We start from the raw sequence: 14,947 nt of genomic DNA on the forward strand, positions 1-14,947 counted from the left end.
TCATCCGGTCACAGCACCAGCCAGAGCAGGGCAGCGCCACCGCCGGCAAGCGCCCAGCGGCAGGATACGCAGGAAATACGCGTCTTCTGCGCGGGGCTCCACGGGCCGGCATAGCCATCGGTATCGATGGTCTGCACGCGCACGTACCACTTGCCGGATTTCAACTTCTTCAGGTCCAGCTCCGGTTTGTCCACGGTCGTGTCCACCTCCGGCTGCTGGAAGTCGGGCGTGCGCGCCAGTTGCACGTGATAGCGCTGGCCGGGCGTGTCGCCGCCTTGCCAGCTCAGCACCAGGTCGCCACGCGAGCGCTTGGGCTCGCCGGGCACCGGTGCCGGCGGTTCTTCGACCAGATCGAACGGCAGCGCGTGGGTGTAGGGGCCGACCTTGCCACTGTTGTCGCGGCTGGCGACGCGCCAGTAATAGCGTCCCAGAGAGAGCGCCTGCGGAGCGCGCGCGCTGTCGCCACGCACTTCAGGCTGCTCGGCGAGCACTTGCGCGAACGCCGGGTCAGACGAAAGCTGCCACTGATAAGAGACTGCCTGCACGCTTTCGGTCCAGCGGAACGTCGGGCGCTTGTCGCGCACCTTGCTGTCCGGTTGCGGCGACACCACCAGCGGCGGCTGCGGCGTTCCATCGATCGCCACCTTGGGGCAGGTCGCATCGAGGCCTTCGAGGCCGTCGGCGCGGATGCCGCGCACGCGGATCGCATACGTGCCGTCTGGCAGATCAGGCAGGGTGGCCTTGATGCCGGTCACCGTGCGATCGAGCAGCAGCGCCTCGAACTTCTCGTTCGGCGCGATCTGCAGGCGATAGCGTGGCGTGTCCGTCTGTTCGGCCCAGTGCAGCTCGGCGGGAAACTGATTGATCGGACCCACCGGGCACTCCAATGCAGGCGCGGCCGGCAGCTCCTGCGGCTGGCCGGGTGCCGCGCCATCCTGCGTGGCCACGCCACGGCCGGACTTCACCAGCACATGGCGGCTCTTGCCGCCGACATCCACCTTGCCGCCGGTCACCTCGGTGCGCGCCGCGCCGGCATCCGGATCGGCGACCACACGGAAATGCGTGCCGCGCACGCTCGAAATGGTGCCCGGCGTGGACACGCTGAAGCGCGCCGCGCTGCCGGTGAGCGGATGCACGTCGCTGTTGACGCGTCCGCGCTGCAGGCGCAGCCGCGTGTCGACCATGCCGGTATCGCCATAGGCGCTGAGGCGATCCAACGCCAGTTCGCTGTTGGACTGCACGAGCACGCGCGAGCCATCGGCGAATTCCAGCGTGAGGCTGGTGTCGTTACCGGTCGCCAGGCTGGTGCCGTAGCCGAAGCTCATACCGGCTTTCACCGGCATCGGCTGGGCGCTGTCGGGCACGGTGGCGGTGGCGTCGCCGATCACCGCGATCACCTTCGCCTTGGCCGGCTCCAGGCGCAGCCAGGCGACCGGAATATGCAACGTCATGCCGGGCGGGAGATGCAGAGGATCACTGACCTGGTTGTAGTCCTGCAGCTTCTGCCAGGGGATGCCCGGCTTCAGGTAATGCGCGGCCAGGTCCCAGATGTTGTCCTTGGGCCGTACCCGGTAGCTCCAGTCGGAGGACGGGGTCGCGGCGAAGGCCGATGCAGCGAAGGCGAGAACGAACGGAGCGGCGAATAACCAGCGGTCGAGCCTGGGCCGCCCCCAAACCCTGTAGTTCATGGGAAAACTCTCCTGTTGCGCCCCCTGACGCTCGCCCGCACGGTCCCTCTAGGCGGATGGATGTCCGTCACCATGCGCCTACTGCGGAGTTCAGATATTTCCTATTGTCGCGGACGCCTGGGAAAATAGCTAACCGGCTTTCCGCTCGGTCGGCGCATCGTTCAGCTTGGTGAGGAGCCGCTCCACCTCGGCCGCGAAGCCGGCGAGGTCCGGCAGCACCTCCGGCGCGGCTGGCCCGTGCAAGGCTTCCAGCAGATGACGGCCCTGATCCAGCAGCGGGCCATCGCTGAACAGTTGCAGTGCCCCCAGCAAGCGGTGCAGGCTCAGAGCCGCGGCTGCGGGATCGCGCCCCACGACGCTGTGGCGTAGCTCGCCCAGATCGTCGCGGCTGGCGCTGGTGAAGGCGCGCAGCATGTCCGAATACAGCGCCGGCCCGTCTTCCGCGGCCTCCATGCCGGTCAGTGCGCCGGCCGCCAGCGGTCGGAGCGACAGGGCAGCGCCCGGGCCGCCGGGCGAAGGCGGCGCGGCTCCCGCGTCGGGCAGCCACTGGCTCAGCTTCTGGCTGAGCGGCTGCAACTGCAGGGGCTTGGCCAGCACGTCGTCCATGCCGGCGTCGCGCACGCGGATGGCCTCTCCGGCCAGTGCGTTGGCGGTCATCGCGATGATCGGCAGACGCCGCGGACTGCCGCTTTCGGCTTCGCGCCGGCGCCACGCGGTGGCCAGCTCGTAGCCGCTCATGCCGGGCATGTTGCAGTCGGTCAGCAGCAGGGCGTAGTCGTGGCTATCCAGCGCCTCGAACGCATCGACGCCGTTGTCCACCACATCGCAGTTGAGGCCAAGGATCGCCAGCTGCCGCTGGATCAGCTGCTGGCTGACCGGGTGGTCTTCCGCCACCAGCACGTGCCCATGCGGCGCGGCTACCGCGGTCAACGCCGATCCCGGCTGCGCGTCGGCCGGCGCCGCGGATTCCTGCGGAAGCGTCGGCGTTTCCGCGTAAGCGTCCTCGCGCAGTTCCAGCGCGCCCAGGCAGGCACGTATCAGCGCCTGCCAGCGCAGCGGGTTCGTGCTCAGGAACAGGCGCTCGCCGCGGCGTTCGGTGCCGCCGGAGGGAATGGCCTCGTCGGTCACCGCCACCACGTGCGCGCTCAGCCGCGTCTCGCTGTCCTGATCGGCCGGATCGACGAACAACAGGCTGGCGGCCATGCCTTCGCGCAGCGGCTGTTGGGGCGGCGCCTGTTCCACGGTCATGCCCAGCGATTTCAAGTGCTCGCCTACCGCCGCGGCCGGGTCGGCGGCGCGCAGGCGCACTACCGCGTGGCGTCCGCGCAAAGCGGCTGGCGTATCGGTTTCGCGCCGCTCCACCGGCAGACGTACGTCGAAGGCCACGGTCGTGCCGACGCCGGGTTCGCTGTGCAGTTCGACCGTGCCGTCCATCAGCTCCGCCAGGCGACGGCAGATCGCCAGGCCCAGGCCGGTGCCGCCATAGCGGCGGGCGGTGGAAACCTCGGCCTGGGTGAACGGATCGAACAGATGCGCCTGCTTTTCCAGCGGGATGCCGATGCCGGTGTCGGTCACCGTGATGCGCAGCTGCTGTCGCACGCCGTCATCGCCCAGCACCACCACGCGCACGGCCACGCTGCCGCGCTCGGTGAACTTGGTGGCGTTGCTCAGCAGGTTCAGCAGGATCTGCCGCAGGCGCACGCTGTCGCCGCGCACGACACCGGCCACGGTGGCGTCCACCGCCAGATGGATCGCCAGGCCCTTGGCCTGCGCTCGCGCGGCCATCACGCTCACCACGTTGTCGGCCAGCACGCGCGGATCGAACGGCGTCTCGTCCAGTCGCAGGTCGCCGGCTTCGAGCTTGGAGAAATCCAGGATGTCATTGAGTACCTGCAGCAGCACGCTGGCGGAGTCCTCCACCGCGCGCAGCAGCTCGCGCTGCTCAGCATTCACCGGCGTGCGGCCGAGCAGTTCGAGCATGCCGATCACGCCGTTCATCGGCGTGCGGATCTCGTGGCTCATCGTCGCCAGGAAATCGGCTTTGGCTTTCGATGCGCGCTCGGCCACGTCGCGTGCGATGCGCAGCGCTTCGTTGCGCGCATTGATTTCGGTCGTATCGATGAAATAGCCGACCAGGCGCATGCCGCCGTCCGGCAGAATGCGTGGCGCGAGCATGGCGTGGATCCAGCGCAGGCCCTCGCCGCCGAACGCGCGGAAGTCCAGCGAGCGTGGGGCGGTATCGTCGCCTACCGGGGAGATCAACTGCATGAAAGCGCCCACGTCATCGGGGTGGATGCGCTCCTGCAATGGCCGTTCCTGCAGGACGCCGTCCGGCGTGAGCAACTCGGAAGCTTCCACGCCGAACAACGCGCGCGCGTCGCCGGCAGAGAAGGTCACGCGCCGCACGCCATGCACGTCACGGTGCAAGGTGAATACCAGCACCGGAATGTGCTGGGTGATTTCGCGCAGGCCCTGGTCGGTGATCTTCGCGGCACGTTCGGCATCGCGGAACGCCGTGATGTCGAGCAGCAGCGCGAGTGCGCTGTCACTGCCCGCCGCGTGCTTCCACAGCAGCGCCTGGTGCGGGCTGCCCGCGTCGTCGGCGTAGCTCAGTTCGTGCGGCCACGGGCCTTCGCCGTTCGCTTCGAGCGCCGTTCGCATGGCCACCGCCGCGGCGGCTTGTCGTTCCGCTTCGGCGTTGGCCGTCGCCACGCCGCCGTTGGCATCGAGCACCAGCACCGGAGCGGGCAGGGCATCGAGCGCGGCTCGCGAGAACGCATGCTGTGCATCCAGCCGGCTCTGCAATCGCCGCAATTTTTCGGCCTGGCCCTGCAGTCGCCAGGCCAGTGCCATCGCCGCCATGGCGACCAGGATCAGCAGTGCCGCCAGCATCAGCGTGACGCCGGATACCGGAATCGCCTGGTTATCGACCCACAGCATGGCCATCAGCGCGCGTGCGGCGGCCAGCCTGGACGACGGGGGGCGAAAGATCTTCGGCATGACGCTCCTGGGCGACGCGGTGCGGATCGGGTGCACGGCAAGCACGTCGACTTCGGCGCCGCCCGCACAGTGGTTATCCCCATGGCGCAGGCGGCCGGAGTCCATGCCTCGCTGCGCGTTCATGCTACTGTTGCCCGCGGTCCGGTACAAACCGGGCGCGTCGGCCATGGAGCGCCCGGCGCAGGTTGGCGAACGGATTCCCTATCGGCATGGGTGGCGCATCTTGCGGGTCATTATTTCCGACGATCATCCCGTCGTCCTGATGGGACTGAAGGCCGCCCTGCAAAGCTATGGGGACCGCTTCCGCATCGTCGGCGAGGCACGCAGCGGCAAGGAGCTGTTCGAACTGCTCGCTCGCGAATCCTGCGATCTGCTCATCACCGATTTCGCCATGCCCTCCGAGAACCCCGACGAGGACGGCCTGGCCATGCTCGCGCGCGTGCGCGAAAGCCTTCCCCAGCTGCCCGTCCTGGTGCTGACCATGCTCAGCAACCCCGCCCTGGTGCAGAGCATGCTTGCCGCCGGCGTGCGCGGCGTGGTGGACAAGATGGCGATGACCCGCGAGCTGATGCTCGCCATCGACATGATCAAGGCCGGGCGCGTCTATCTCAGCGAACGCACTCGCCGGCAGATCGACGGCGGCGAGGAGACCGGTGCGCTCTCTCCGCGCGAAGCCGAGGTAGTGCGCTTCCTCGCCCAGGGCGTCACCGTCTCCGAAATTGCCCGTCGCACCGATCGCAGCGTCAAGACGATCAGCCAGCAGAAGCGCGACGCTATGCGCAAGCTCGGCCTGGAAAGCGACAAGCAGCTGTTCGACTACGCCCGTTCCAGCGGACTGCTGTAACCGCTTTCCCACCTTCCCGCGAACCCGACCCGTGTCTGCAGCTGCCGGCACGCGGGTCATCGCGCGTCTGTTTTCTGGGCCGGTATGCCTAGCATGCGTCAAGAGCATATAAATGTGACTAAAAGCACATTTTAGCGCCGTTAGGACTTTTCTGATTCAAAGCGTGCGACACGTCACCAAAATATGCCTCACCAAGTGCGACGGGGCACGTCCGCTTTTTCCGGGTCTTCCGCCCGCCCCGTGCCGCACCCGGTTTCCCGCATACCAAGGATGCGTATGTGTCGGCGAGCTAACGCTGGCGGTACTCAGGCTCTAGCCCCCTGGCGCCTGGGTGCCGGGATCTCGTTTCCCAAGGGGGCCCTACAGGGGTAGGCGAAACCACTCCATGACTGGCCGCCGGGCGACTCGCCCGGTGCGGCCCGGTGCGGCCTAGCACACCCCGCTTTCCAGGCGGTGAGGCGCGTTGCGGTGTTCCGCGGCGTCTCCACAGGGTGACCGAGAGGCAGTCATGAACAAGATTTTCAGCAAGGTGTGGAATCGTTCGCTGGGCCAGGTGGTCGTGGCGTCGGAACTGGCCCGCGGCGACAGCGGCAACGCCGCGAGCGGCACGGCCTCCGCCGGACTGAGGCTGGGCACGCTGGCGGCTGCGCTGGCGGCGGTGGTGCAGTTCTGGCCGTCGGCGGCACTTGCCAATACCTACAACTCGAGCCAGAGCTGCACCACAAGCAGCACTGGTCTCGTCGGGCGCACCAATCCGGGCACCACATCAGCCTATGCGGTGGATGGCAGCGGCACGTATTCCAATGTCGCCGGCTGCAACGCATCCGGTAACGGATACACGGGCGTGAGCGTCTACGGCTCGTTCGCCCAGGCCAACGGCAACGGTGCGGCAGCGTTCGGTCTGATGAGCAATGCGTCGAAATGGGGCTCGGCCTTCGGCTTGGAGTCCGTCGCGTCGGGCACGAGCAGTACCGCGCTCGGTTTCGGCAGCAACGCCACCGCCCTCAACACCGTCGCCATCGGCGGCGCCGGCGGCGACGGCACCACTCCGCTGTCGGTCGCCAATTCGACCACCGCCTCCGGTTCGGGCGCGGTCGCCATCGGCAGCAACAGCACCAAGGGCGCGCAGGCGGCCGCGGCGGACGGTATCGCGATCGGCGGCCAGTCGTCGGTCGCTTCCGGCGCCACCTCCGGCATCGCGTTCGGCCGTGGTTCCTCCGTGACCGCGGCTTTCGGTCTGGCCGCGGGCGATGCCGCTACGGCGGCCAACAGCGCGGTGGCGGTCGGCAAGAGCGCCAATGCCTACGGCAGCAACTCGATCGCGCAAGGCCTCAATGCCGTGGCCGGCGTGAGCGGTTCCACCGCGATCGTCAACGACATCGCCATCGGCCCCAGTACCAAGGCGACCGGCGGCAATACGGTGGCAATCGGCGGCAATGCCGCCTCCGCGGGCGTGGACAGCGTGGCGCTGGGCTACAACGCCGCCTCCAGCGGCACGACCAGCACGGCGCTGGGCTACGGCACCGTCGCCTCCAACACCGACGCGACCGCGGTCGGCAATCAGGCCAGGGCCAGCGGGCCGCAGGACACCGCGATCGGTGTGACGTCGGCCGCGACGGGCGGCAACAGCACGGCGGTCGGCAATCAGGCGGCTTCGGCCGGCGCCAACAGTACGGCGGTCGGCGCTACGGCCAATGCGTCCGGCGGACAGGCCTCCGCGTTCGGCCTGGGCGCGGCCGCGAGCGGCACCAACGCCACGGCGCTGGGCATCGGCACGGTCGCCTCGAACTTCGCCGCCACCGCGGTAGGCAATCAGTCCAAGGCCACCGGCGCCAGCTCGGTAGCGCTGGGCAGCCTGTCCACGGCCTCGGCGGGGAGCACGGTGGCGATCGGCGACACGTCTTCCGTGGCTGCGGCCGCGGGGCTGGGCTCGACGGCCATCGGCTACAAGTCCAGCGTGAGCAGCGGCATCGGCGCGGTGGCGATCGGCAACCAGCAGACGGCCAGCGGCAACGGCGCGGTGGCGATCGGCGATCCGAACTCGGCCACCGGCACGGGTGCGGTGGCGGTCGGCGCCGACAACACCGCCAACGGCAACGGCGCCGTGGCACAGGGCAACAGCAACACCGCGACCGGCCAGGGCTCGGTCGCCTTGGGCAATGCATCGAACGCAGCGGCGGCGGGTTCGCTCGCTTTCGGCGACACGGCGGCCGCCTCGGCAAGCAAGGGCGTGGCGCTGGGTTCCGGTTCGAGCGCGGTCAACGCCAGCGACGTGGCGCTGGGTGCCGGTTCGGCGACGGCGGCGCCGCATGCCGGCACGTTCGCGATGTATGGCGGTACGGCCGCGGCGACCACGCCGGCATCGGTGGTCTCGATCGGCGCGGCGGGCAGTGAACGGCAACTGCAGAACGTGGCGGCGGGCGTGATCTCCGCCTCCAGCACCGACGCGATCAACGGCTCGCAGCTCAACACCGTGGTGACCGGCTTGAACAGCCTGGGCGGCTCGACCGCGAGCACGCTTGGCGGGGGCGCCTCCTACAACAGCGCCACCGGCGCCGTCGGCGGCTTCAGCCAGCCGATCAACAGCGTCAGCACGACCGGTGCGGTCGGTGCGCCCACCAGTCAGACCACCGTGGCCGGCGCGCTGGGCGCGCTGAACAGCAACGTCGCCAACACCGCCAACATCGCGGTGAAGTACGACGCGCCCAACGGCGACACCATCACTCTCGGCGCGACCGGCGGTGCCGGCGCGCCCGCGGGCGGCGTGAAGATCACCAACCTCACGGCGGGTACGCTGTCATCGACCAGCACGGACGCGGTGAACGGCTCGCAGCTGTACGCCACCAACCAGCAGGTGAGTACCAACACGACCAACATCGCCAACAACACGACGGCGATCACTAACCTGGGCAACCAGACCACCACCAACACCAACAACATCACGGCCCTGCAGCAGGACGCGCTGCAGTGGAACAGCGCGCTGGGCGCCTACGATGCCAGCCACGGCAGCGGTTCGCCGCAGCAGATCACGAACGTCGGCGCCGGCACGCTGTCCTCGAGCAGCACCGATGCGGTGAACGGCTCGCAGCTGTACGCCACCAACCAGCAAGTCAGCACCAACACCACCAACATCGCCAACAACACGACGGCGATCACCAACCTGGGCAACCAGGTCAACAACGTCTACGCCACTGGCACCAAGTACTTCCACGCCAATTCCACCGGCACGGATAGCACTGCCACCGGCGCGGACAGCGTTGCCATCGGCCAGAGCGCAGTTGCCAGCAACGCCAACGACGTTGCCCTGGGCGCTAACAGCACCACGGCGGCACCGCATGCCGGCACGACGGCAGCGTTCGGCGGTACGGCGGCGGGCATTGCCAAGGCAGCGAGCGGCGTGGTTTCGGTGGGCGCGTCGGGCGCGGAGCGTCAGCTCCAGAACGTGGCGGCCGGCGTGATCTCGTCTTCCAGCACGGACGCGATCAACGGCAGTCAGCTGTACGCGACCAACCAGCAGGTGAGCACCAACACGACCAACATCGCCAACAACACGACGGCGATCACTAACCTGGGCAACCAGACCACCACCAACACCAACAACATCACGGCCCTGCAGCAGGACGCGCTGCAGTGGAACAGCTCGCTGGGCGCCTACGATGCCAGCCACGGCAGCGGTTCGCCGCAGAAGATCACCAACGTCGGCGCCGGCACGCTGTCCTCGAGCAGCACCGACGCGGTGAATGGCTCGCAGCTGTACGCCACCAATCAGCAGGTCAGCAACAACACGACGGCGATCACCAACCTGGGCAATCAGGTCAACAACGTCTACGCCACCGGCACCAAGTACTTCCACGCCAATTCCACCGGCACGGATTCCAGCGCCGTTGGCGTCGACAGCGTGGCGATCGGCACCAGCGCGAGCTCGGGCGGCACCAATAGCGTGGCGATGGGCAACGGCGCCAAGACCACGTTCGCCAACGATGTCGCGCTGGGCGCGGGTTCGGCCGATACGCGCGGTGCGCAGACCAACTACACGGCCTTCGGCCTGGCCGTGCCGCAGACGTCGGCAGGCGAGGTGAATGTCGGCAATCGGCAGATCACCGGCGTGGCCGCAGGCAGCGCGGGCACCGACGCGGTGAACGTAAGTCAGCTGCAGGCGGTGGTGGGTGCGGCCACGGGTAACGCCGTGATGTACGACAGCAGCGCGAAGACCAGCGTAACGCTGGGCGGCGCCGGCGCCACCGCGCCAGTAACGGTGACTAACGTGGCGCCGGGCGCGCTGTCCTCGACCAGCACCGATGCGGTGAACGGTTCGCAGCTCAATGCGACCAACCAGCAGGTGAGCAGCAACACCACCAACATCGCCAACAACACGACGGCGATCACCAATCTCGGCAACCAGACCACCACCAACACCAACAACATCACGGCGCTGCAGCAGGACGCACTGCAGTGGAACAGCGCGCTGGGCGCCTACGATGCCAGCCACGGCAGCGGCTCGCCGCAGAAGATCACCAACGTCGGCGCCGGCACGCTGTCCTCGAGCAGCACCGATGCGGTGAACGGCTCGCAGCTGTACGCGACCAACCAGCAGGTCAACGCCAACACCACCAACATCGCCAACAACACTACGGCGATCACCAATCTGGGCAACCAGGTCAACAATGTCTACGCCACCGGCACCAAGTACTTCCACGCCAATTCCACCGGCACCGACAGCACTGCCACCGGCACGAACAGCGTCGCGATCGGCCAGAGCGCGGTCGCCAACAACGCCAACGATGTGGCTTTGGGCGCCAACTCGACCACGGGCGTGGCGGTCGGTACGGTGAACGCCACCATCAACGGCACGACCTACGGCTTTGCCGGGACCACGCCAGGCAGCACGGTGAGCGTGGGCGCCGCCGGCGCCGAACGCACCGTCACCAACGTGGCGGCGGGGCGACTCAGCAACAGCAGCACCGATGCGGTCAATGGCAGCCAGCTGTACGCGACCAATCAGGCGGTGGATAGCCTGGGCTCGCAGATAGGCACGCTGTCCGGCAACGCCGTGCAATACGACAACACGGGCAAGACCAGCGTGACGCTGGGTGGCGCCGGTTCCACCACGCCGGTCAACCTGACCAACGTGGCAGCGGGCAATCTGTCCTCGACCAGCACGGATGCGGTCAACGGTTCGCAGCTCAATGCGACCAACCAGCAGGTGAGCGCCAACACTACGAACATCGCCAACAACACCACGGCGATCACCAACCTGGGCAACCAGACCACCACCAACACGAGCAACATCACGGCGCTGCAGCAGGATGCGCTGCAGTGGAACAGCGCGCTGGGCGCCTACGATGCCAGCCACGGCAGCGGCTCGGCGCAGAAAATCACCAACGTCGGCGCCGGCACGCTGTCCTCCACCAGCACCGATGCGGTGAACGGCTCGCAGCTCAATGCCACCAACACGACGGTGAACAACCTGGGCAGCTCCGTGGCGACCTCGCTGGGCGGCAACAGCAGCTACGACCCGACCACCGGCACGGTCACCACCTCGCTCGATTACAACGGTGCGAGCTACAGCTCCGTGCAGAACGTGCTGAACCAGATCGGCGGTTCGATCAACGGCGGCGGCATCAAGTACTTCCACGCCAACTCGACGCAGGCCGACAGCGTGGCGGCGGGTTCCGACAGTGTGGCGGTCGGCCCGGCAGCCAATGCCTACGGCAACGGCTCGATCGCGCAGGGCGTCAACGCAGTTGCCGGCGTGAGCGGCAACGCCACCATCGCCAATGACATCGCGCTCGGCAACGGCGCCAAGGCCACTGGCGGCAATTCGATCGCGCAGGGTACCGGCGCCGTAGCGGATTCGGCCGGCGCAGTGGCGATCGGCCAGTCCGCGACCGCCACCGGCGGCAAGGCGGTCTCGATCGGTGTGGGCAACGTGGCTTCGGGCAACGGTGCGGTGGCGATCGGCGATCCCAACACGGCCACCGGCACCGGCGCCGTCGCGATGGGCGCGAACAACACCGCCGCCGGCCAGGGCGCGGTGGCGCTTGGCAATCAGAGCGCGGCGAACGGGCAGGGCGCCGTCGCGCTGGGCAACGCATCGAGCGCCAGTGGCGCCGGCGCGGTGGCCATGGGCGACACGGCCAGCGCATCGGCACAGAACGCCGTGGCGATCGGTTCCGGTGCCAAGGCCAGCAACGCCGGTGATGTGGCACTGGGCGCAGGCTCCACCACGTCCGCGGCGGTGGCCACCACCGGCACCACGATCAACGGCACCAGTTACAGCTTTGCCGGCACGGCGCCGACCAGCACGGTCAGCGTGGGCAGCGCCGGCGCCGAGCGTACTGTCACCAACGTCGCAGCCGGGCAGCTCAACGCCAACAGCACCGACGCGGTGAACGGGTCGCAGCTCTATGCCACCAACCAAGCGGTGAACAACCTCGGCTCGCAGGTCAGCAACCTCAGCAGCAACGCAGTGCAGTACGACAACAGCGGCAAGGGCAGCGTCACCCTGGGCGGCACGACATCGACCGACGGCGGCGCGACCGGCGGCACCACCATCAGCAACGTGCACCAGGGCGCGGTCAGCGCCACCAGCACCGACGCGGTGAACGGCTCGCAGCTGTATGCCACCAATCAGCAGGTGTCGAACAACACCACCGCCATCACCAACCTGCAGAACGGCAAGGACGGCTACTTCCAGGTCAATGACAGCTCGGCCAAGGGCAAGCCGCAGGCATCCGGTACCGATGCCACGGCCGGCGGTGCCGGCGCGGTGGCCTCGGGCAGCGCCAGCACGGCGGTGGGTTCCGGTGCGCAGGCCACGGCGACCAACAGCGTCGCCGTGGGCAGCGGCTCAGTGGCCGACCGCGCCAACAGCGTGTCGGTCGGCGCGGCCGGCAGCGAGCGCCAGGTGACCAACGTGGCGGCCGGCACGGCCGATACCGATGCGGTCAACGTCAGCCAGCTCAAGGCCTCGCAGTCCGGCGCGGTGAAGTACGACACCACCGTGAACGGCGGCACCGACTACGGCAGCGTCACGCTCAACGGCGGCGGTTCGCCCACCGTGATCCACAACGTGGGCCCCGGCACGGCGACCACCGACGCGGCCAACGTCGGCCAGTTGAACGATGCGATCAACCAGGCCAAGGATTGGTCAAAGAGCTACACGGACAGCCGTTTCGAGACGGTGGACCGCAACCTCAACCAGATCGGCAATCGCGCCAACGCCGGTATCGCTTCGGCGATGGCGATGGCGAGCCTGCCGCAGGCCTACCAGCCGAACCAGAGCTCGGCCGGCGTGGCGCTGGGCAACTTCCATGGCGAGACCGGCATCGCCGTCGGCGTGTCGACCATCAGCGAAAGCGGCCGCTACGTGTTCAAGCTCAACGCCACCACCAATTCGCGCGGCGATGCGGGCGTGGGCGTGGGCGCGGGCATGGTGTGGTGACCGGGGAGGGGCGCGGCGTTCCGCCGGAACGCTGCGCGCCAGCCACCGTTTCAAGGAGTGCAGAATCGATGATCCTTTCCTTCAAGCAGTTCGTCCTGTTGCTCGCGGCGCTCGGCGCCGCCGGCATGCTCACCGCCTGCGGCAACGTCAGCCGTGGCATCGCGCGCGATGGCCGCACGGCCGAGGCGCTGGTATGGCCGGCGCCGGAAGACGCCACGCCGATGCACCGCGACGGCACGTTCCCCAGCCCAGCGAGCCTGCGGCTGGTGCAGCAGGGCATCGGCAAGTCGCAGATCGCCGCGTTGATCGGCTATCCGCATTTCAGCGAGGGCGTGTGGGGTGTGCGCGAGTGGAATTACCTGTTCCATTTCCGCGATGCGGGCGGCGCGGTGAGCACCTGCCAGTTCAAGATCCTGTTCGACCAGGACCAGCTCGCGCGCAGCTTCTACTGGAAGCCTGAGACCTGCGCGCGCTATCAGCAGCAAGCCGAAGCACAGGCATCGTCCGCGACGCAGAACTTCATTCTGTCCGCCGATGCGCTGTTCGCTTTCGACCGCGCCACCGTCGCCGATATCACCCACGACGGCCGCGCGCAGCTCAACGCGCTCGCCGCGAACCTGCTGGCCCATCGCGAGCGCATCGCCAACATCCGCATCGCCGGCTATACCGACCGCCTGGGCAGCGACGATCACAACGATCAGCTTTCCGGCCGCCGCGCCTACGCGGTGATGGACTACCTGGCGAGCAAGGGACTGCCGTCGGAACTGTTCCAGGCGGAAGGCCTGGGCAAGGTCGATCCGGTCAAGACTTGCGACGACACCGCGCGCGACGTATTGATCGCATGCCTGGCGCCGAATCGCCGCGTAGTAGTGCAGGTGAGCCTGGCTGATGCCGCGCTGGCCGAGCGCACGCCTTGACCGGCATGCATAGCGGCGCGGCATGGCCGCTTCGGCGTCGACCGCTGCCGGATGTACTGCGTCTGGTGGCGGATGCGCGCACGCTGCCGTACCAACATCCGCGCGACCTTCTTCTCTGGAGAGATCTGGCCGCCATCGCAGCCGAGGCCTCGCCGGACGACGCGGCCTCGCTGGCACGCGTCCGCCTGCCGCTGCTGCGCTGCATCCTGGTATCGGAATGGGGCAAGCCCGCGCTGCAGGATGACATCGCCCTGGCGATGCTGCGCGCGGTGGACCGTCTGGTCGTGATCGACCCGGACATGCATGACGTGCTGCGCCGCGCCGTCGCGACGCTCAAGCGTCTGTACTGAACCGCAAACTCAGGCGCGATCTACCGCGATGGTGTGGCCGCAGCTCACCAGCTCGATGCGTGCATCGTCGTCGCTGCGTTCGCGCGCCAGCAGGCGCGCCAGTTTGATCGCCGGCCCCAGACGCAGTCCGGCCGAGATGGCGTGATCGCCGGTCCACAAGGTCCAGAGTCCGTTCTGGTCTTCCTGGATGCGGTAAACGATGGTTTTCATGATGTCGCCCCCATGCGTTCGCCGTGAGCGCACAGCACCTTGCCGCGCGCCCAGGGCGAGTGATCGAACGTCGCGCTCAGGCGCGGCGGAACAGGCGCACCACGAACAGCAGCACGATCGCGCCGACGGTAGCGGTGACGATGGAGGCGAGCATGCCGCCGCCGAGGCTGATGCCCAGCAGGCCGGCCAGCCAGCCGCCGATGAAGGCGCCGACGATGCCCACCACGATGTCGACCAGCAGGCCGAAGCCGCTGCCTTTCATCACCAGGCCGGCGAGCCAGCCGGCCACCGCGCCGATGATCAGCCAGGCCAGAATGCCGTGAGTCATGCGAAGTCCTCCCTCGAAATGATGCGGTGGGCGGACGTGCCCAGCCGCGCTCCGCGCGCTGCGTATCGGCGCGGGGAGCGGCGGCAGTCTAGGGAGCGGGATCGGAAGGCTCTTTCAGATAATTCCTAGCGACGACGATACGGCCCGTTCCATGCGGTGTTCATTC

The 14,947-nt window shown here is 68.1% G+C and carries 8 protein-coding genes; 4 read left to right on the forward strand and 4 right to left on the reverse strand.

What is annotated here, in order from left to right; all coding sequences use genetic code 11:
* Window positions 1-8: 8 nt before the first annotated feature.
* Together ACNR9O_RS05860 and ACNR9O_RS05865 are read right to left on the reverse strand one after the other, a co-directional pair.
* On the reverse strand, window positions 9-1,688 hold the full coding sequence (locus ACNR9O_RS05860; protein ID WP_473682197.1) for a FecR family protein: 1,680 nt from the start codon (window positions 1,686-1,688) through the stop codon (window positions 9-11).
* Window positions 1,689-1,817: 129 nt separating this feature from the next.
* The gene (locus ACNR9O_RS05865) at window positions 1,818-4,688 is read right to left on the reverse strand and encodes a hybrid sensor histidine kinase/response regulator (protein WP_473682196.1); all 2,871 of its coding nucleotides are present in this window, start codon (window positions 4,686-4,688) and stop codon (window positions 1,818-1,820) included.
* Between ACNR9O_RS05865 and ACNR9O_RS05870 the strand changes: the two genes are divergently transcribed.
* From ACNR9O_RS05870 to ACNR9O_RS05885, 4 genes are all read left to right on the forward strand, one after another.
* The gene (locus ACNR9O_RS05870; protein ID WP_473700711.1) at window positions 4,687-5,532 is read left to right on the forward strand and encodes a response regulator; all 846 of its coding nucleotides are present in this window, start codon (window positions 4,687-4,689) and stop codon (window positions 5,530-5,532) included. The genes ACNR9O_RS05865 and ACNR9O_RS05870 overlap by 2 nt on opposite strands.
* A 508-nt stretch (window positions 5,533-6,040) precedes the next feature.
* The gene (locus tag ACNR9O_RS05875; protein ID WP_473682194.1) at window positions 6,041-12,976 is read left to right on the forward strand and encodes an ESPR-type extended signal peptide-containing protein; all 6,936 of its coding nucleotides are present in this window, start codon (window positions 6,041-6,043) and stop codon (window positions 12,974-12,976) included.
* Between the two features lie 68 nt (window positions 12,977-13,044).
* Window positions 13,045-13,893, forward strand: a complete 849-nt coding sequence (locus tag ACNR9O_RS05880) for an OmpA family protein (protein ID WP_473682193.1) — start codon at window positions 13,045-13,047, stop codon at window positions 13,891-13,893.
* Window positions 13,890-14,243, forward strand: a complete 354-nt coding sequence (locus ACNR9O_RS05885) for a hypothetical protein (RefSeq protein ID WP_473682192.1) — start codon at window positions 13,890-13,892, stop codon at window positions 14,241-14,243. The genes ACNR9O_RS05880 and ACNR9O_RS05885 overlap by 4 nt, the downstream gene beginning before the upstream one ends.
* A 9-nt stretch (window positions 14,244-14,252) precedes the next feature.
* Here the strand turns inward: ACNR9O_RS05885 and ACNR9O_RS05890 are convergent, their stop codons facing one another.
* Both ACNR9O_RS05890 and ACNR9O_RS05895 read right to left on the reverse strand, forming a co-directional pair.
* Complete coding sequence (locus ACNR9O_RS05890; RefSeq protein WP_473682191.1) at window positions 14,253-14,453, reverse strand: hypothetical protein; 201 nt, start codon at window positions 14,451-14,453, stop codon at window positions 14,253-14,255.
* A 76-nt stretch (window positions 14,454-14,529) separates the two neighbouring features.
* Window positions 14,530-14,781, reverse strand: a complete 252-nt coding sequence (locus ACNR9O_RS05895; protein ID WP_473682190.1) for a GlsB/YeaQ/YmgE family stress response membrane protein — start codon at window positions 14,779-14,781, stop codon at window positions 14,530-14,532.
* Window positions 14,782-14,947: the final 166 nt, after the last annotated feature.

The sequence above is a fragment of the Dyella sp. CR10 genome (assembly GCF_055814425.1).